Source organism: Ktedonobacter racemifer DSM 44963 (assembly GCF_000178855.1).
In the GTDB taxonomy this organism is placed as follows: Bacteria; Chloroflexota; Ktedonobacteria; order Ktedonobacterales; family Ktedonobacteraceae; genus Ktedonobacter; species Ktedonobacter racemifer.
This window is the reverse complement of record NZ_ADVG01000003.1, coordinates 289,368-307,266: the sequence shown is the minus strand read 5'-3', so window position 1 is coordinate 307,266 and position 17,899 is coordinate 289,368. Positions and strand designations below refer to the sequence as shown.

The window sequence follows — 17,899 nt, the reverse complement described above, 5'->3', positions numbered from 1 at the left end:
TTTATCTCTTCCCGAAAAGGTTTCGTAATCTTGCACTAAGTTCCCCTTTTTGCTTGAACATATTAAAATATCCTAATGCGTTTAAATCATAAAGATACAACCAAGCTTAATATGAGCAAGCACTACAAAAACGCTTTATCTCCGCATGCTTGTATTTATATCATTATAAACAAACTCAAACAGCTAGAAAAAGGTTTGAAGTGGAGGAGAGAGGAACCAGGAAGGGAGGACGAAATGACTGCTGAAGCCGTTTGCTTTCTCTCACCGCGTGTGATCTATCTGGGGAGCATGGGACAAGGAAACGGCCACCAGGTCATACTGACGTAAGCGCGGTGGGCCTGGGACAATGCGGCGGAGGATGCCTTGAGCAAAACCCATCGTCACGCGAGGCTTGCGAAAGATCGCCTGAAAATCCTGGCGCGTTTGGAATTGTCCGATATTCACGGCGTGGTACCCATCTAGACTCATGAGCAGATTAGCGGAGACATATCCTGGTTGCACACGGACGAGGCGTGTTAGGCGCTCAAAGTAATGCACGAAGTCATCGCGTTTGCTTGGTGTCAGACGAAAGACGTTAATGAAGTGAAACAGTCCATCGGAGAGCGCAAGACGTGACGCCTTTTGGCCGGTGATGTGGTCCACCAGAACGATCTGGTACACGTCCTGCTTCGGTGGCTTGAGGAGCGTCGGCTCAGCTTGATCGTAGGAACTCTGGTTGAGCCACTGCGTCAACACCGCCACATCCCCCTTGCCGATGGCGCGAAAAATGGCGCAACCTAGCATGCCTGCATCCGTTCTAGCATGTCTGGCGGTTGCTTCTGCAGTCTGGACGAGGGTGCTCTGGTGTGGTTGATCAACCTGGAAGACACTCAGACCCGTCACTACATTCCCTGGCGCGAGGGTAAGCATGTGCCTCTCGCTCTTTTCGCCCGTCGATGGTATTTTGTCCTGCATAGGTGCTTTTCCTCTGACCAACGTGATCTCTCACGCAAAAGCGGTCGTCTCCCGCGTTCCAACGGGAACTACCGCCTCGCGACGAAGAACGCAATTTACACGTTCCAGTCAGTGCTCTCTCTTCACGAGCTAACGGAAGGCGACATCGCGATTGCGTTCGCGTGGAAGTTGATACCAGACATCATCACATACTTCTAGCATCTGTTCATCGAGGACCAGATCAACCGCTGGGAGGGTCTGGTCGAGTTGCTCTGGTTTGCTAGCTCCCACGATGGCCGACGTAATTGCAGGTTGAGAAAGGACCCAGGCCAGCGCAAGTTGCGCCACCGAGAGATTGCGTTCCTGGCAAAACTTCTTGAGTCTTTCCACTGCTTGCATTTGCGCATCTTGCCAGTATCGGGCTTGATAGAGTTTTCCAGCATTGTTGAGCGTGAAACGTGTCCCCTCGCTCGGTTGTTGCCCTGGTTGATAGCGTCCTGTCAGGACTCCTCCAGCCAGAGGATTGTAACTTATTACCCCTATTCCCTGGTCAAGCGCAAGTGGGAATAGCTCGGCTTCGATATGGCGGAATAAAAGATTGTAACGTGGTTGTACGCAGTCAAAGCGAGCCAGGCCCCATTTATCGCTGGTCCAAAGCGCCTTCGTCAACAGCCAGGCTGGATAATTGGAGCAGCCAATATAAAGCACTTTGCCGCTGTGAACCAGATCATCTAGAGCGCGTAATGTTTCATCAAGGGGCGTTTCGGGATCAGGAGAATGCATCTGGTAGAGGTCGATATAATCTGTTTGCAAGCGACGCAAACTCGCCTCTACGGCCTGAACAATGTGTTTGCGTGATCCGCCTTGCTCATTAGGCCCCTGCCCCATCTTGCCAAAGAACTTGGTCGCCAGGACAATCTGTTCTCTGCGACCTTTGAGCCAGCCTCCGATATATTCCTCAGTGCGCCCAACTGTTTCCAGGGACGCTCCCAGGGGGTACGCATCGGCGGTATCAAAGAACGTCACTCCTGCATCAAAGGCTTTTTGCATAATGGCACGTGAGGTTGGCTCGTCGCACTGGTTGCCAAAGGTCATGGTACCCAGGCAAATTTCAGAGACATGTAGTCCCGTGCGGCCCATTCGCTTGATTTTCATTGTCGAATTCCTCCTGTTCCTCGAATGATGAGAGATGGGATTCTGGCATTTCTATTCCCCTCTAAGAATTCTTTGAGGGTGATGTGTGGCCTTATTGTACTTCTTTCGTTTGAGAGAGAGCAAACCGCCTGACGAAAAATCATTTATTGCGGAGGCATACAAGGTTGGCGGAACCGATATCCGACGCCAGTGATGGTTTCAAGATACGTAGGATGTCTGGGATCGTCTTCTAGCTTGAGGCGCAGTGTATCAGATAGAATCGACCAATTTGATGGTGAGATTTCACTAAAGAATGGCTCCTCCTGTAGGAACTTTGCTATAGCGTCAAGGCACGGTTGACGCTCCTTCATGAGAGAGAAGAGATGCCCACCCTTAAAAGCGATCAATTGCGAGCCTTGTATTTCGACATGCATCTCTTGAGCTAATGGATAGGGGGCAATGCTGTCCTTTTTTCCATGGAGAATAAGGGTTGGGATGTGCAATTTATGCAATTGGCCAGTGCAATTGTAGGTGGAGGATGCCTCCCGCTGCCGAATATGAGCGTGATGGGTATCTCTTACTTTACGAGGCAGAGTCAGGATGGGTTGTTCCTAGAGTTGGCTTGATTGCTTCCTTTCATGTTGTCTGCTAAGTAGATGCCATTGAAGACTATGAGGATGTTTCTTTCTAGTCACGAATGTTTGGAGTTTTATCAGTTTCTTAATCGGGATTCTCGCTGGGAATTCTTGAATTGTTGATCACGAAAGTGAGCCGCCTGGTCTGTTGCGGTTGATGTTGTTGCGGTTTTCTTGGGGGGTAGAGTGATAAAAGGAAGATGTACTCTCTACTTAATGAGAAATCCTCTCACGAGAAGCTATCGCATGCTTCTCAGTGTGTCAGCTGGGGCACATTGTCTGGAAGCTGAAGGCCACACTCTTCTCGTGCAAGAATGCTATGAGGCAGGAGATGATGAGTAGAGGCATGATACGTATGAGAAGAGTAAACCGATATCTTTGGCGCCATGGGACCAATACTCAACGTTTGGCCACCAGGAAGAGAAGGTGGCACCAGACTTTTGTCGGTTATGGAGTTGGGCTCGTTCTTGTCCTTCTTGCCGTACTCCTGAACCACTTTCTCAAAATGCCACACTTTATCTGGACGCCTTTTTGTCTGATTGCTGTCATTGTCGGATTTATGTGGGGTGTTGGTCCCGCATTGTTTACCATGGCCATAGGGTTCTTTGTCTTCAGCATCTTTGTCGTTCCTCAATATGACTTATTTGGCTTAAATATTTGGTATGATTTCACTCTCCTCATTCCCTTCGTGTTTGCGCAAATCGCGATTGCTTTTCTTGCGGCTCAACATCAAGTGCAATACAAACGTGCCCTTGTCGCAAGACAAGAGGCGCATGCGTACGCGCAGGAACTGGCAGCGGCTATTCAGCAGCTCGAGAGCGCGAACCGTCTCAAGGACCATTTTCTCATCCGGGCAGCCCATGAATTGAGGACCCCGCTTACCACGATACTTGGAGAGGCGCAACTTGCCCTGCGTCGCCTGAACAAAGGAGAAGGTGCAGCGACAGAGCCGCTCATATGGAAGAAGCATTTTGAAAAAATTCTCGCGCGAGCATTCGCTTTGCACGCCTTGATGGAGGAAGTGATTCACCTGAGCAGTTTCCGGTCAGGTGATATTCAATTACGGCTGAGTTCGTGCGATTTTTGTGACCTCTGTCGCGAAGTCATCGAGGATCAGCGCGCATTCTCAAAGCGCACGATTACGTTTACATGCCCACCATTCCCTCTCATCCTGCAAGCCGATTGCGAACGGCTTTCCCAGGTCGTCATTAACGTTGTCAGAAACGCCATTCAGTACTCGCCAGAACATACTGCGGTCAATGTCTCACTGAGGGTAGAACTTCCCAATGTACTTCTTCAAGTCCAGAATGAGGGGCCTGTATTTACTCGAGAGCAGCAGGAGCAGCTTTTCGAACCTTTTTATCGCACACCTTCCGCTGAAGCCACAAACAGAGAAGGGTGGGGGCTTGGCCTCACGATCTGCAAAGAGATCATTGAGCGACATGGTGGACGCATATGGATAACCTCTTCTGAAGCGCAAGGAATCATTTGTTCTGTGCAGATTCCTTTTCAATCACGTCAGGACGCGCCGAATGTACCCTATGATTGATTTCTGTCTTGTGTGTAAGTGTAAAGGCTTTAGCGTGGGGAGCTTTCGGTTAGGGATGGGAGGATCTGGCGCAGATATCCCTGAATGCCTTTCTCTTTGTTCCACTGTTGCGGATAACCAAGCGAAACCTCTTCAAAGTGCACACCATCTACCACATCAGTACGAGGGATGTGTAAGTGTCCATAGATGACCATCGCCGTCGGAAAACGCTTATGCCAATCATGGGTACGCCGTGTTCCACACCAGAGAGAGAAGCGTGGAATACGCTTAAGGCGCACAAGGGGCTCGTAAAGGGGAAAATGGTTGATCAGGATCAGGGGTGTGGTAGGCTCTACTACTTGAAGGCGCCTTTCGGTATATGCACAGCGTGCCGCGCACCACGCCGCTCTGGAGGGATAGGGGTCGGGGTGGAGTAGATACTCGTCAGAACAGAGGATATCGGCCTCAAGCGCCCATTCGAGCGCCTTCTCTTCGGGAATCTCGGCTGGCCGAAAGCTATAGTCATAGAGAAGAAAAAGTGGCGCAAGCAGGTATGGAGTTCCGGCTCCGGGCCATTGCACATAGGGATCTTCGGGGGTCAGCACTCCATAGCTTCTACAAATGGAGACCAGGGCAGCGTATTTGGCGTCACCACGCAAGTTGTCGGAGGATGTTTTTTGAGATGGGATAGTCCATAGATCATGATTGCCAGGAACCCAGATAACCCGGGCGAAACGCCTGGTCAACAGAGACAGGGCATAACGCAGATGATCTAAGGTCTCACCGACATCACCAGCCAGAATCAGCCAATCGTCCGGATAAGAAGGAAGTTCCTCCAGCGCCTGCCTATTGGTGGCATGCCCAATGTGTAAGTCACTAATCGCGTAGAGCTTCATCGTCTTATTTTACCAGAGTGGCACCCAAAAGTCTCTATTTTTGCTAATGCCAGCAGGGCTTCCCAATTCTAGGCATCATGAGCATGTCCTCTTTCTCTGCCAGGGGAAGCTGACGTTAACCTCCGAAAACAGCACGCTGCACAAACACAGCTATCTTCTCGTGGCGAGCAGCTATTCGAAGAGGAGGAGATGGGTGGTTAGAGGCTATCGTCGGGGAGATCCAAGCCGAAGTCGGCGATATGATAGAAGCCATCGGGCGAGCGTTCAACTACGCAATAGGGTTCGAGGGGAGGGAGATCGTGGGAAGGCTGCTGCTGTGCGAGCCAGGCAGCGAGGGCCTCAGGTAGGTCCGGCATCTGGTCGTGAAGCCAGGTGAGGAAGGCAAGGGCCTGTTCTGGAGTCAGGCGGACGACGCGCCCATCTGAGAGCTCTATGTCATGCGTGTTGTCTATGGGGTTCACCTGCTTTCTTTGTGCTGTTGAGAAGACCTGGTGGCTTTGCATGCTCTACAGAGAGTATACCGCATAAGGCGCGTTTTTTGTGGAGAGGTTGCCCCTGGATGATCAGGGAGCGTGGTGGTGGCGAAGGCAAGGCAAGCGTGCAAGGACATCCCTCTGGCAACCTCTGGGATGACCGTGGTGTCGAGGTCAGGCAAGAGACGTTCAAGCACGCTCATCATGTATTCAACTCACTCAATGGGTACCAGTCAACGCGCGGAACTGTCCTGCGGCTTCTTGCCAGGCTTCATGCTGGGCAGCCTGTGGCTCAAAGAGACGGGTAGCGGTGCGTTGGGCCACCGTGCGCACCTCTGCCAGGCTCTGGAGATCTCCCAGGCCTACTAGCTGCATCAGGGCATTGCCGTACGCAGTTGCTTCGTGTGGTCCAGCGATCACAGGTATTCCAAGCGCATTAGCCAGCCACTGATTCAACCAGGCGTTGCGGGCACCTCCACCAAGAACATGAACACCCTTGATGTCTTTGCCTGTCAGAATACCCATCTGCCGAAACACCTCGCAATAGCGTAAGACCAGGCTCTCCAGAATGCAGCGGGCAAAGGCCGCTGGGGCCTGAAGCGGCTCTTGCCCGTGTTCCTGGAGATACGCGTTCATGGTGGCTGGCATGTTCATTGGAGCGAGAAAGCGTGGATCGTCTGGATCAACCAGTGCAGCAAAGGCTGGTACTCCTGCCACATCGGTCGATAAGGTTTCATAATCCAGTGTATGCCCATCTCGCGCCCACTGGCGTTGGCATTCTTGCAAGAGCCAGAGCCCCATCACGTTTTTCAGGAAACGTGTGGTGCCAAACACGCCCCCTTCATTCGTATAATTGGCGGCCAGCACCCCTGGACTGATCAGAGGTTGGGGCAGTTCGACCCCAACGAGCGACCAGGTTCCCGAACTGATGTACCCCCAACTATCCGGAGAGGAGACTGGCGCGGCCGCAATGGCCGACCCAGTGTCATGAGTCGCAGGAGCGATGACCAACGCGGAACCCAGATCGTCCTGCCATTCTGCGAGAACCGGACCAAGCGGTGTGCCCGGCTCAACCACCAGAGGAAGCATGCTTGTAGGAAGACCCAGTTGCGTCAGAAGATCCACGTCCCATACGCCCGCCACCGCGTCCCAGCATTGTGTCGTCGAAGCGTTTGTGCGCTCACTCACCATTGATCCGCTTAGCCAGTTATGAAACAGATCTGGAATCATGAGTAGGCGGTGAGCCTGGGCAAGGGCACCTGGTTGCTGATACTCGTGTGCCGTGAGCTGGAACAGGGTGTTAAAGGGCAGAAACTGAATGCCGGTGTGGGCATAGATGCGCTCACGTGGGATAAGGGCACAGACCTGTTCCATAATGGTCGACGTGCGTTGATCACGATACTGAAATGGCAAACCGAGTAAGAATCCGTTGCGATCCACCAGCCCGTAATCGACCCCCCAGGTATCGACCCCGATGCTGTCCAATGATCCAGCCCGTTGGCGAGCTTTGCGCAGCCCTATCAGGGTCTCGTCCCAGAGGCCAGGAATATTCCAGAAACGATGTCCATGGATGGTGACCGGTCGGTTGGCAAAGCGATGCACCTCTTCCAGGAGGAGCTTCTTGCCATTGAAGCGTCCCAGGATGATGCGTCCGCTCTCGGCACCAAGATCAACCGCCGCGACGTTGCGTGTCGTCATACATGTCTCTCCTCTCTTAGCGCGGATACGCGGCAGAGACGCCTCCATCGACGTTGAGCATATTGCCGGTGCTCTTGCTGGAGCGCGTTGGCGAGGCAAAGAACGCTACTACTTCCGCAATATCTTCGGGCAAAATATTGACGCCAAGCGTGGTTCGTTTGCGATAGACCTCTTCCAACTGGTCAGGCGCAACCCCATAGGTCGCCGCTCGTTCCTCTCGCCAGGCGCTTCCCCAAATGCGTGAGCCAGAAAGCACTGCATCAGGATTGACCGTGTTGACGCGAATCCCGAATTGACCACCTTCTTCGGCCAGACAGCGTGCCAGGTGGGCCTCGGCTGCCTTGGCAGTCGAATAGGCGGCAGCATTTTTGCCCGCCACCAGCGCGTTCTTACTGGCAACAAAAACGAGACTGCCTCCACGTCCCTGTTGCTGCAACAGCTGGAAACCAGCGCGTGCCACCAGAAAATAGCCAGTGGCGAGCACGTTCCAGTTCTTGTTCCACTCGGTCAGGCTGGTCTCGGTGATGGGCGCGCTGGAGGCGAGTCCCGCGTTGTTGACAATAATATCGATGCCACCGAACCTTAACGCAGCTTGCTCAAACGCTGCCTGCACACTCTCCTCGCTGGTCACATCCATTTTGATGGCGAGCGCTCGCCCTGGACCGTACTGCTGATTGAGAGTGGTAGCCAGTTGTTCCGCGCTGGCAAGATCGATATCGGTGGCCACGATATGTGCTCCATCCTGTGCGACACGCCGGCAGATGGCTGAGCCAATGCCGCCAGCCGCACCAGTTACCAGTACCACGCGTCGCGCAAACTCGCGCTCAGGAGGAGCGAGCTTGAGTTTATACTGCTCTAGTGGCCAGTACTCGACCGCATAGCTTTCCGCGTCCGAAAGCGAAATAAAACCGCCACAGGCTTCAGCCCCACGCATGACGGCAATGGCGCGATGATAGAGTTGCGCCGAGACCTCAGCCAGAGCCATATCTTTGCCTGTGGTAAACATACCAACGCCGGGAATCAGAATCACGCGAGGATGCGGATCACTAGCCGCATCTGCTTCACGAAAGACCGGGAGGGAGGCATCAGGATCAAGGTTCTGGCTGAGGTTCTCTGCAAGATACTGGCGATAACGGGTCACATAGGCCGCGATCCCGGTCTCCACTGCTTCAGCCAGGGTCTCACGACCCTGGTCGGGAGTCCACTCGACCAGCAAGGGCCAGGGTTTTGTATGGACCAGGTGATCCGGGCAGGCCGCGCCAATGGTGGTCAGGCGAGGAGCATCCTGGCTGGACACGAAGGTGAGCACATCTTCGTCATCTTCAAACCGCAGGACCTGGTGTTTATCCACAGAGACCAGTCCACGTAGCGTCGGCGCGATCTGCGAAGCAACGGACCTTCGTTCTTCTGTTGGGAGGGAGGGAACACGCGGGCCACCAAAGAGTGGTCGACGTGCTTCTGAGATTCGATTTTCAACAAACTCACGCGCACGGGCAATGGTCGAGCATGTAGAGGCGTAACACTCCTCGTCGGTCTCGCCCCAGGTGATCAATCCGTGTTTGGCCAGGATGACTAACCTGGCCTCTGGATGTGCATGCACGGCCAGGGCAACCTCGCGAGCCAGCCCGAAGCCAGGGCGACGGTAAGGTATCCAGAGCAGATCATCGCCAAAACACGCGTGAGCAAGCGCTTCTCCGTTGGCGGCACAGGCAAAATAATTGGCCGCGTCCGCGTGGGTATGGTCAATATGGGCGAAGGGCAAAAAAGCGTGCAAGAGCGTTTCGATAGAGGGGCGTGGACGACCAGGATCAAAGAAGCAGTGTCCCAGGTACGCGACCATCTCGGCATCGCTCATCTGCTCGCGCTCAAGTAAAGGCAGCAAATCATCCAGATACAGACCAGTAAACGATGCCTCAGTACAGCTTGCCAGGTCCGAGCCAGAGCCTTTAACCCACAGAATACGGGCCGTTCGTCCGCGGAAATCTCGTTCGTCCGCTTTGGCAGAAGTGTTGCCGCCGCCCCAGTTGCAGACGGAACGGTCAGCACCCAGCCAACGTGATCGCTCGACGAGTTGGGTCAGGGTGGACGAGAAAAGTAAAGATGCCATAATCAATTCCTCGGGTCTTTTAAACAGAAGCAATATCTTCTCAGGAAGCGAAAGTCAGTTGCGCACCAGCTTATGCACCAGGATAGCCGCCTACGCTTTCGCCCAGCGTGCGCTCACGAGCTACTTGCTCAGCGTAGCCACTGGAACGGAAGGCTGCAATGGGATCGGGATCGAGTCCCTGACGCACACGGACTTCTGTGAGCAACGGGCGCACATCGGTTTCATACGCAGCCTGGAGCACGCGATATGCACCCAGAACGTCGCCGCTCTCCTGCGCCTGCTGCAAGGCCACACGATCGACCAGCAGCGCTTTCGCATAGGCCGTCTGGATATGGAGGATACTCTGAATCATCGCTTCAATCTTGGGCTCGATATTGTGCGATTGATCGATCATATACGCGATGCGACCGGCATTGGCATTGCTCTCGTGCTGCGCACCAACAATCTCATGGAAAATACAAAAGAGTTCAAAGGGGTTGAGTGATCCAGCAATCAGATCATCATCGGCGTACTTGCGGTCATTGAAATGAAACCCACCCAGACGATCCTCATCCAGCAACTGCGCGACAATCTGCGGGATATTGGTTCCCTGGGGATGATGGCCGGTGTCCACGAGCACCTCGGCGTTTGGTCCCAACTTCTGCGCCATAAGTAGCGACGTTCCCCAATCAGGCAGATCCGTCGAGTAAAAGGCTGGCTCGAAAAACTTATACTCAATCAAGAGACGCATCCTATCAGGCAAGGCAGCATAGATGGTCTGGAGCGAATCAAGAAGACGATGGCGGCGGTGGCGCAGGTCATCCTGGCCGGGATAGTTGGTACCGTCAGCCAGCCATAGACTGATCACATTCGAGTCTATGCTTTGCGCGATCTCAATGCAGGAGAGTACATGCGCAATCGCCTGGGAGCGCACTCCCTTGTCGAAATGACAGAGACTCCCAAAACGATAAGCATGGTCCTGGAAGAGATTAGGATTGACCGCACCCAGGCGCAAACCCAGATGCTCGGCATACGCCTTGATCTCTTGCCAGTCATCAACCTGGTCCCAGGGAATGTGCAGCGCGACCGTTGGGCAACAGCCAGTGACGCGCTGAACCTGGGCGGCGTCAGCCAGCTTCTCGCGCAGGTCGCGCGCCGCCCCTGGCCAGGGAAACACTTTGAAGCGCGTCCCCGAATTGCCGTAGCCCCACGAAGGGGTCTCGATGGAAAATGTCTGTATGTGCGCGATCACCTGTTCAATGTCAGTGCCCTGTTGAGCCAGTGTCGCACGTATCTGTTCAAAGTGTTCGGCCATAGCTTTGCTCCTCTTCTTCATCGAAATCCAGATGCAGCATGCCTCTGAGAACGAGTGGAAATGTTCTGAAAGCCCTATGAGCAGAAAATAAAAAACTGAACCAGTTCACTTGAAACGTTTCAATTAGTATAGGAGATGAAGTGTGCTCTTGTCAAGAGCACAGAAGAGGAGGCATTGCCCCTTCAGAGACGTAACAAACCCTCCCCCGAAGCTGATGCTGCCAGCTGGCCCCTTTTCGATCGGCCTTCGGCCTGCTATACTACAAAACACCAATGAAACGTTTCACTGGAAATGACGCAACACGCAGAGGGGATGAGATATGCTCTTGTCAAGAGCAGGGAAAAGAAAAGCGCATGGTAAGTATTCGTGATGTTGCCGAAAAGGCGGGAGTATCGTTGGGAACGGTCTCCAATGTGCTCAATCGCCCGGAGATTGTCGCGGAGACAACGCGGCAGCGTGTGCAGGCAGCAATCAAGGAACTGGGATTTGTGCGCAATGCCCCAGCGCATCAATTGCGGGCTGGGAGTAGTCGCTACCTCGGCCTGGTAGTTCTAGATGTAACCAATCCTTTTTTTACCGAAGTGGCGCGTGGTGTCGAAGACGCGGCAAATGAGGCTGGCTACATCGTCATCCTCTGCAATTCAGATGATTCGCTGGAGAAAGAGCGCAGCTATCTGCATATGCTCGAAGAGCAGCGAATTGCAGGAATCTTGATTACTCCGGCCAGCAATGACCTGAGCGATCTCCAACGCTTGCACCAGCAGGATATCGCAGTGGTGCTCCTTGATCGACCAGACCAGACGCAGAGTCTTTGCTCAGTTGCTGTTGATGATCGACAAGGAGGGGCGCTAGCCACAAACCATCTGCTGGAACGTGGGCACCGATGTATCGCCTTTGTGAGTGGTCCGCTCAGTATTCGTCAGTGTGAAGAGCGGCGAGAGGGCATGTATCAGGCGATCAAAACAGCAGGCCTTGATCCCAACCAGGTGATAGTTGAGATTTCTGCCGGAACGCAGAATACTCGTGCTGGCGAGCAAAGCGTGGAGACATTATTGCACCATGAGCGCAAGCCAACGGCTGTCTTTTGTGCCAATGATTTACTGGCGCTCGGCGTGATGCGCGGCTTGCTCCAGCGTGGCATCCAGATTCCCAATGAGATGGCCCTGATCGGCTATGATGATATCGAGTTTGCCAGTGCCCTTTCGCCTGCGCTGTCCTCCATTCGTCAACCGAAATACCTGCTGGGACGAACGGCGACAGAACTCCTCCTGGATGAGATGGCAAATCGTGAAAAACATCAGCATCAGCACATCATCTACCAGCCAGAATTGATTATACGGACCTCGACCTTCCTGATGAAAAACGAGTCTGCGTTCTGACAAGAAAAAGGGTGCATTTCAGCTGGGTGAGGCGGCGAGTGATCCTAGCATTTCGCGTAGTCGTAGCGCGTTATGGATGGCGTATGCCTCGGGATCATTGTTGAAATAGGCATAGATTTCTCGTCCCTGTTCCGCATCGTGTGCGAGTCGTTTGGCCCAGATGGACAGCTCATCGTCGCTAAGACCAATGCCGTTGGCCCCTGCGTGAAAACGCACGTATCCAAATGATCCCAGGGGAGGAAGGTCGAGGGGCGTTGGGAGCGTTCCGCCAATCGCTATGGCTAGCGTAGTGTTGCTGGTAGGTGTAAATAGCTGCGCTATCCTGGTCGCCATGTCTGGTGCGAACCAGGAGACATCGCGGACCTCAATAGCTACTTGAAGCTTGTGTGGAAGCTGGCTGAGAAATTGTTCCAGGCGCTCCGGATTGGCATGCCAGTGAGGAGGGAGCTGAAAAAGGAATGGCCCCAACAGTTCTCCCAGTCCCTCGGCGGCAGTGAGGAGGCGGTTTATCCCTTCTTCTGCGTTCAGAAGCTTTTTCATATGCGTAAGGTAGCGACTACCTTTGACCGCGAAGCGAAACCTGGGATGCGAACGTGTCTGCTCACTCCACGCGTGAAACTGCTCGTATGTGGGCAGACGGTAAAAACTTCGATTAATCTCGACTGTGGGAAAGTGCTGGGCGTAGTATGCCAGGTGCTCACGCATGGGCAGATGTGTTGGATAGAAGCGCCCAATCCAGTGTGGATAGATCCAACCTGATGTGCCAATCCAGATCATAAGCCCATCCTCCGGAATTGTCCTGGTAAAGGTGTTTCTCTTCATTGCAGATCATAGGGTACACGAGGCAGGAGGGTGATTGGTCGCATCGTTCTTGATTACAAGATGGCGCATGTGTATCATGGATGGTTTCCAGATAATAAAAAGAACCACCCGTGTGAGCGGGCGAAACGGCGGTGTCCTATTTTCCCGTGGGGCTGCCCCCAAAGTATCGTTGGAGCTGAAGAGCTTAACTACCGTGTTCGGGATGGGAACGGGTGTACCCTCTTCGCAATAACCACCGGTTCGCCTGCGCATACAAGCGGTTCCGATTGACATGATGCATAATACCATCCTCTTGGTGATTTGTCAACACTTTTTTTGCGAGCTCGGCGGATCAACCCACCGAGCTTCCTGGAGGAGAGTGCGCACTCCTGTCAGACCCGAATGGCTTGTCTGCCCGTCGCCAGCAGATAGGCTTCTTCCAGGCTGGGGTCACTGACGACGGCAGCCTCGTGCGGGCACGTGGCGCTGACGATACGTAGCGTGATGCCGTTCATCTGGTTGACCATCGTGCTGACTTGATAGGTCGCCTGCAACTGCAAGGCAGTGGCTTGATCAGTGGTCACACTCCAGACCGATCCTGCGGTGTGTGCCAACAACGCCAGAGGCGTTGTATCGGCCAGCACGCGCCCCTCCTGCACAATCAGTAGTCGGTTGGCAACGGCCTCCACATCGCTGATGATATGGGTACTCAGTAGAATGATCCGGTTGCTGGTCAGGCTGGCAAGCAGCGTGCGGAACCGCACGCGCTCGGCGGGATCGAGTCCCGCGGTCGGCTCATCAACAATCAAGAGTTCGGGGTCGTTGAGCAGAGCCTGCGCGATGCCGATGCGCTGCTTCATGCCGCCGGAATAGGTGGGCAGCTTGCGATCGGCCTCCTGCTCCAGATTCACAATCTCCAGCACCTCATCGACGCGCCGATTGACGAGCGACCTGGGCAGCCCTTTCATCGCGCCCAGGTAGCGCAGGAACTGTCGTCCAGTGAACTCCGGGTAGATGCCAAAATCCTGCGGCAGATAGCCCAACACCCGCCGGAGCGCCTCGCCATGAGCGCGGATATCCTGGCCGTTCCAGCGGATGCTCCCCTCAGTGGGCTCCAGCAGGGTCGCGATCATCCGCATCAAGCTTGTCTTGCCAGCGCCATTGGGGCCAACCAGTCCCAGCAGGCCTGGTTCGCAGTGTAGCGAAAGCTCACGCAGCGCCCAATGCTGCCCATAGCGCTTGCTCAGACGTTCAATCGTCAATTCCATCATTGTTCTCTCTTTCTTTTTTGAGCGCGTTCCCTCCCTGGAAAGAAGTCACGAGCATCTTAGTGAAGCACGTCGCGGGACCGCTTGAAGGCGAGGGCCGCGACCAGCACCAGCGCCAGGCTGCACCCGCCCAGCAACAGGTGTGGCGCGAACCAGCCCGCAATGTCGGGCATCTTGTTCTCAACGGAGAGAATGAGTTGCTGAAGTTGCGCCTCGTTCGTTATCGTAGGGCCGAGGTTAATGGAATATGAAGGAAGTATCCCAAGCGCGGTTATCCCGCTGGTCGGGTCCCAATTGACGTACCAGGCAGGGGGAGTGGTATTGCCCAACCCGAGGGGGATCACCAGCGCTCCCACGATCCATGCCACCATGATCACCACCTTGACCAGTGTGGACAGACGCGGAAGCAGGGTGCTCAGGGCAAAACCGAAGCTGCTGACCAGGATCGTCGCTGGTAAGACCATGCCGACCCAGAGAAGTAGCACATTGCCAATCTCTGGCACTGGATAGTTGGTGATGGTCAGATGCAACAGCCCGCCCATCCCCAGGATGGAAGCCAGCAACAGGAGTGCCAGCCCCAGGCTTATTACCAGGCCCGCCAGGTAGCGCCCCCAGACATACGCCCAGGTTGGCAGCGCGGTTGTCATGAGCAGTTCGTGGGTGCGCCGGTGTACATCTCGCGTCACGCCATCAGCCGTGAGAAAGGGCAGAAGGAGAACCAGCACCACCAGAACGATTGGCAGGGTATGAAGAAGCCCACCCGTGCTGGTTCCGGCAACAAAGCCGCTGAGCGATTCACCACTCCCTCCCCCTCCGCGACTCACGCCTGCACTAAATTGATCTGGCGCGTGCAAGGCCCATGTCATGAGGAGCAAGAAACCAAAGAGGCCGAGAGCCTGAAACCAGAAGAGGCGGCTGGCGAGAAAGCGACGAAATTCCCAGGCCATAACGCTCAGGAGCGGACTCGGGCGCCCAATCGCTTGGGTTTGTTGGCCGGTGCCGGTCAATGCAGTGATATTCACGATACTCTCCTTTTATGTATTAGAGTTTGAAGGTGCGACACTTGCTGCACGTGCCTCTTACGAGCCAGCCCTCAAAAAGGTTCGCGAACCTTATGGACGAGGGAGTAGGCGGTGCATGTCAGCGTGGAGGCGCAGCAGCGCGATGGCCAGCAGCACGACGCCAATACAGCCCGGTAGTACCGAAAGCTCAGGCGTGAGCAGGAGCGCCTGGAGATTGGTGGTGCTGCAGATGGTCAGGATGGCCAGCCAGCTTCCATAGGCCAGGGAGGCTGCTGCCTGGACCGGGAGGCGGAGCGTCAGCAGCAGAGCCAATCCCGCGACTAGGAGCAAGGGCATGAGCCAGGAGAGCGTCAGCGCCAGCACATGCTCAGCGCCGCCCGCCCAGAGCGCCAGACCCAGCGCCAGACCCAGGCCAACATCATAGCCCAGCACAATCACCAGCCGGGCCATGACTAGCTGTAGCGGCGAGGGCGGGCAGACCAGTTCCAATTCCAGCACCCGCGCTCCTTTCCCGCGAAAAGCGACGAGGGTCCCCAGGTAGGCCAGAAGCGGCCCGCTGGCGCGCAGCACCACTTCCTGGTCGGAAAGGATTTTGCTCAACACGACCACGGAACCCACCAGGGTCACGAGCGCGCTCACCAGCCAGAAGCCCAGGCCGAAGAGGCTGACTTGTGCGCGGGCTGTTGCCAGTAGCAAGGAGACGTTCGCGTGCCGGCGCTGTTGATGCGCGTGGATGGCCTGGCGCACAGGCGAAGGCGCGCGCAGCGCGGGCGTCAGCCGGGCAAGCAGACGCCGGGTGTCTGCGGGTTCCGGCTGTGGTGCCTGCCACTCGGACAGGCGACGCAAGGCAGGAAGCAGATCAGCACGCTCTTCTGGCGAGGCTCCCTGCTCGCGCAGCAACTCTCCTAGTTGCTCTGGCTGCTCAAACGGCCAGGGTGATTGGGGATGGGACATCTAATCCACTCCTTCCTGTACTGGGGCCAGCATAGCGCGCAATCGGTGAACGCCCACCGAGAGCCGCGATTTGACCGTACCCAGCGGAATGTGAAGCGTCTCAGCGATTTCTTGTAAGCTGAAGCCTTGATAAAAACGCAGCACTACCACGATGCGATACTCCTCACGAAGCTGAGCAATCGCTGTCCGCACCTCGCTGTCCTGCTCTGCCGCCAGCGCGCGTTCTTCTGGGCCAGGGGTGCTGTCGTACAGGTGGAGCAGCGTTTTCTCCTCATCCCCCCCTCGCCAGCCCTGGCGTACTGCGGCGGACTTGAAATGGTCGCGTGCCAGGTTGGTGGCAATCGTATAGAGCCAGGGCTTAAATGGGCGAGCAGGCTGGTACGTGCCTTGTCGCAGCACACGCAGCAGGGTCTCCTGAACCAGATCTTCGGAAAGCTGCCGATCGCCTCCGACGAGACGGTAGAGATAGCCGAGTAATGGGCCATGGTGACGCGTGACCAGCTCGGCTAATGCCACCTGATCGCCTACCTGAACCGCTGCCATCAACTGTTCATCGCTTCTTTCTTGCATAAGGCTTGCCTTTGTGGGCTCCTTCAGTAGTATGCTGTTTCCTGTTACGAGCAAGAGCCACAAAAGGTTCGCGAGTGCGAGGCAAGGCAAAAGCCTGATTATCCTCTCGGAAAGGGGTGAGTTTGAGGTCTTGATTGGCTCACCATCGTCTGTTATCCTCACTACAAGTACCTTTGTGCTCACTGCGACCACGCGCTTTAGTGGTCCAGGAGCCAGGAAAACAGAAGAGCGATTCTTCTTGAGAAAGGGTGACGTAACGATGACAGAATGGTCCGAGCATTTTGTTCAGGTCAATGGCCTGACGATTCACTATCATCGTGCAGGTGATACAGCGAAACCAGCCATTATTCTTTTGCATGGCGTCATGGACAACGGACTTTGCTGGACGCCTGTGGCACGCGATCTGCAGGCGGATTTTGTGGTCTATATGCTTGATGCACGCGGGCATGGGCGTACAGGTGGCTCACTGGAAAATTTGTCATATAGCGTGTTGGCGGAGGATGTCGCGGCCTTTATTGAGGCGCTGGACTTACAAAAGCCCTATGTATTTGGTCATTCCAGGGGTGCGATGACTGCGGCTGTTTTGGCCGCTCAGGTTCCTGAACGTGTGCGGGCTATTGTGTTGGAAGATCCGCCTTTTCGGGATGAGCCTCAGGCTGAAAAGCGCGATGATGAACTAGCGCCCGGATTTCAGCAGACGTTGCAGTGGATTCTGAATCTGAGAGCGCTTTCACCAGAAGAGCGACTGGTCGTGGCCAGAAAGGACAACCCCAACTGGGGTGAGGCTGAGCTTGCTCCCTGGGCAGATTCAAAGGTTGAGTTCAACCCCGAGGTATTTCACCATTGGCAGGCAAATATTCCCTGGCGTGAGGTGTTGGCACGTATTGCCTGCCCGGTTCTGCTGGTTACAGGCGATCCTGAAGCAGGTGCCATTGTCACGCCTAACATTGCGCAGGAAGCCAGTAGCCTCTGGCATAACGGAGAGGTTGCGTATATACAAGGTGCTGGACATTGCATTCATAGGGATAGATATAATGAGGCGATGGCTTCAGTTCAGGCATTTTTGCGCCACGCTTGATAATCCTGCACTCCCGCAGTGCGCATGCTCTGTTGCATCTTTTTAGCGAGCTGAGAACGGGTGCATGGGAAGTATTGCTACTTTTGGGGCTGGTTGATACCAGGACGGTGACACCAGAGGGATGCGTCC

16 protein-coding genes and 1 rRNA gene are annotated in these 17,899 nt (G+C 54.9%); 3 read left to right on the top strand and 14 right to left on the bottom strand.

Annotated features, from left to right (window positions below):
- Positions 1 to 261: 261 nt before the first annotated feature.
- The 3 genes from KRAC_RS62830 to KRAC_RS79760 all read right to left on the bottom strand — a co-directional run bounded on the left by KRAC_RS62830 (position 262) and on the right by KRAC_RS79760 (position 2,579).
- A complete protein-coding gene (locus tag KRAC_RS62830) occupies positions 262 to 954 on the bottom strand; it encodes an antibiotic biosynthesis monooxygenase family protein (RefSeq protein WP_007913984.1) in 693 nt (230 codons plus the stop codon).
- A gap of 129 nt (positions 955 to 1,083) precedes the next feature.
- Positions 1,084 to 2,088 carry an aldo/keto reductase gene (locus KRAC_RS30390; RefSeq protein ID WP_007913982.1) on the bottom strand — a complete coding sequence of 335 codons (1,005 nt, stop codon included), beginning with the start codon at positions 2,086 to 2,088 and terminating at the stop codon, positions 1,084 to 1,086.
- A gap of 143 nt (positions 2,089 to 2,231) precedes the next feature.
- On the bottom strand, positions 2,232 to 2,579 hold the full coding sequence (locus KRAC_RS79760; protein WP_075164416.1) for an alpha/beta hydrolase: 348 nt from the start codon (positions 2,577 to 2,579) through the stop codon (positions 2,232 to 2,234).
- Positions 2,580 to 3,207: 628 nt separating this feature from the next.
- Here KRAC_RS79760 and KRAC_RS30380 point away from each other — a divergent pair.
- Positions 3,208 to 4,251 carry a sensor histidine kinase gene (locus KRAC_RS30380; RefSeq protein ID WP_169460965.1) on the top strand — a complete coding sequence of 348 codons (1,044 nt, stop codon included), beginning with the start codon at positions 3,208 to 3,210 and terminating at the stop codon, positions 4,249 to 4,251.
- Positions 4,252 to 4,280: 29 nt separating this feature from the next.
- Here the strand turns inward: KRAC_RS30380 and KRAC_RS30375 are convergent, their stop codons facing one another.
- The 5 genes from KRAC_RS30375 to rhaI form a co-directional block, all read right to left on the bottom strand.
- Positions 4,281 to 5,126 carry a metallophosphoesterase family protein gene (locus KRAC_RS30375; RefSeq protein WP_007913978.1) on the bottom strand — a complete coding sequence of 282 codons (846 nt, stop codon included), beginning with the start codon at positions 5,124 to 5,126 and terminating at the stop codon, positions 4,281 to 4,283.
- 197 nt (positions 5,127 to 5,323) lie between these two features.
- Complete coding sequence (locus tag KRAC_RS30370) at positions 5,324 to 5,587, bottom strand: hypothetical protein (RefSeq protein ID WP_244422343.1); 264 nt, start codon at positions 5,585 to 5,587, stop codon at positions 5,324 to 5,326.
- Positions 5,588 to 5,818: 231 nt separating this feature from the next.
- A complete protein-coding gene (locus KRAC_RS30365; RefSeq protein WP_007913975.1) occupies positions 5,819 to 7,297 on the bottom strand; it encodes a rhamnulokinase in 1,479 nt (492 codons plus the stop codon).
- Between the two features lie 16 nt (positions 7,298 to 7,313).
- On the bottom strand, positions 7,314 to 9,404 hold the full coding sequence (locus KRAC_RS30360; RefSeq protein ID WP_007913972.1) for a bifunctional rhamnulose-1-phosphate aldolase/short-chain dehydrogenase: 2,091 nt from the start codon (positions 9,402 to 9,404) through the stop codon (positions 7,314 to 7,316).
- A gap of 70 nt (positions 9,405 to 9,474) precedes the next feature.
- Positions 9,475 to 10,698 carry an L-rhamnose isomerase gene (gene rhaI / locus KRAC_RS30355; RefSeq protein WP_007913970.1) on the bottom strand — a complete coding sequence of 408 codons (1,224 nt, stop codon included), beginning with the start codon at positions 10,696 to 10,698 and terminating at the stop codon, positions 9,475 to 9,477.
- Between the two features lie 353 nt (positions 10,699 to 11,051).
- Between rhaI and KRAC_RS30350 the strand changes: the two genes are divergently transcribed.
- Entirely contained in the window at positions 11,052 to 12,077 is a 1,026-nt protein-coding gene (locus KRAC_RS30350; RefSeq protein ID WP_007913969.1) for a substrate-binding domain-containing protein, read from the top strand.
- Between the two features lie 18 nt (positions 12,078 to 12,095).
- Here the strand turns inward: KRAC_RS30350 and KRAC_RS30345 are convergent, their stop codons facing one another.
- The 6 genes from KRAC_RS30345 to KRAC_RS30320 form a co-directional block, all read right to left on the bottom strand.
- On the bottom strand, positions 12,096 to 12,854 hold the full coding sequence (locus tag KRAC_RS30345) for a DUF72 domain-containing protein (protein WP_007913968.1): 759 nt from the start codon (positions 12,852 to 12,854) through the stop codon (positions 12,096 to 12,098).
- A 168-nt stretch (positions 12,855 to 13,022) separates the two neighbouring features.
- Positions 13,023 to 13,139: ribosomal RNA gene (rrf, locus tag KRAC_RS30340) — 5S ribosomal RNA — on the bottom strand.
- A 131-nt stretch (positions 13,140 to 13,270) separates the two neighbouring features.
- Positions 13,271 to 14,149, bottom strand: a complete 879-nt coding sequence (locus KRAC_RS30335; RefSeq protein ID WP_007913966.1) for an ABC transporter ATP-binding protein — start codon at positions 14,147 to 14,149, stop codon at positions 13,271 to 13,273.
- 56 nt (positions 14,150 to 14,205) lie between these two features.
- Positions 14,206 to 15,168: an ABC transporter permease gene (locus KRAC_RS30330; RefSeq protein WP_007913964.1), complete on the bottom strand. Its 963-nt coding sequence runs from the start codon at positions 15,166 to 15,168 to the stop codon at positions 14,206 to 14,208.
- A 90-nt stretch (positions 15,169 to 15,258) separates the two neighbouring features.
- Complete coding sequence (locus KRAC_RS30325; protein WP_007913963.1) at positions 15,259 to 16,122, bottom strand: hypothetical protein; 864 nt, start codon at positions 16,120 to 16,122, stop codon at positions 15,259 to 15,261.
- Positions 16,123 to 16,692, bottom strand: a complete 570-nt coding sequence (locus tag KRAC_RS30320) for an RNA polymerase sigma factor (protein ID WP_007913961.1) — start codon at positions 16,690 to 16,692, stop codon at positions 16,123 to 16,125.
- A gap of 259 nt (positions 16,693 to 16,951) precedes the next feature.
- Between KRAC_RS30320 and KRAC_RS30315 the strand changes: the two genes are divergently transcribed.
- Positions 16,952 to 17,770: an alpha/beta fold hydrolase gene (locus KRAC_RS30315; protein ID WP_007913960.1), complete on the top strand. Its 819-nt coding sequence runs from the start codon at positions 16,952 to 16,954 to the stop codon at positions 17,768 to 17,770.
- Positions 17,771 to 17,899 lie beyond the last annotated feature (129 nt).

Excerpts from the sequence above, each read along its gene's own strand:
- KRAC_RS30375 (WP_007913978.1), bottom strand. The coding sequence starts at position 5,126 with ATGAAGCTCTACGCGATTAGTGACTTACACATTGGGCATGCCACCAAT.
- KRAC_RS30335 (WP_007913966.1), bottom strand. The coding sequence starts at position 14,149 with ATGATGGAATTGACGATTGAACGTCTGAGCAAGCGCTATGGGCAGCAT.
- KRAC_RS30380 (WP_169460965.1), top strand. The coding sequence starts at position 3,208 with ATGCCACACTTTATCTGGACGCCTTTTTGTCTGATTGCTGTCATTGTC.
- rhaI (WP_007913970.1), bottom strand. The coding sequence starts at position 10,698 with ATGGCCGAACACTTTGAACAGATACGTGCGACACTGGCTCAACAGGGC.
- KRAC_RS30360 (WP_007913972.1), bottom strand. The coding sequence starts at position 9,404 with ATGGCATCTTTACTTTTCTCGTCCACCCTGACCCAACTCGTCGAGCGA.
- KRAC_RS62830 (WP_007913984.1), bottom strand. The coding sequence starts at position 954 with ATGCAGGACAAAATACCATCGACGGGCGAAAAGAGCGAGAGGCACATG.
- KRAC_RS30365 (WP_007913975.1), bottom strand. The coding sequence starts at position 7,297 with ATGACGACACGCAACGTCGCGGCGGTTGATCTTGGTGCCGAGAGCGGA.
- KRAC_RS30325 (WP_007913963.1), bottom strand. The coding sequence starts at position 16,122 with ATGTCCCATCCCCAATCACCCTGGCCGTTTGAGCAGCCAGAGCAACTA.
- KRAC_RS30345 (WP_007913968.1), bottom strand. The coding sequence starts at position 12,854 with ATGATCTGGATTGGCACATCAGGTTGGATCTATCCACACTGGATTGGG.
- KRAC_RS30390 (WP_007913982.1), bottom strand. The coding sequence starts at position 2,088 with ATGAAAATCAAGCGAATGGGCCGCACGGGACTACATGTCTCTGAAATT.
- KRAC_RS30320 (WP_007913961.1), bottom strand. The coding sequence starts at position 16,692 with ATGCAAGAAAGAAGCGATGAACAGTTGATGGCAGCGGTTCAGGTAGGC.
- KRAC_RS30315 (WP_007913960.1), top strand. The coding sequence starts at position 16,952 with ATGACAGAATGGTCCGAGCATTTTGTTCAGGTCAATGGCCTGACGATT.
- KRAC_RS30350 (WP_007913969.1), top strand. The coding sequence starts at position 11,052 with ATGGTAAGTATTCGTGATGTTGCCGAAAAGGCGGGAGTATCGTTGGGA.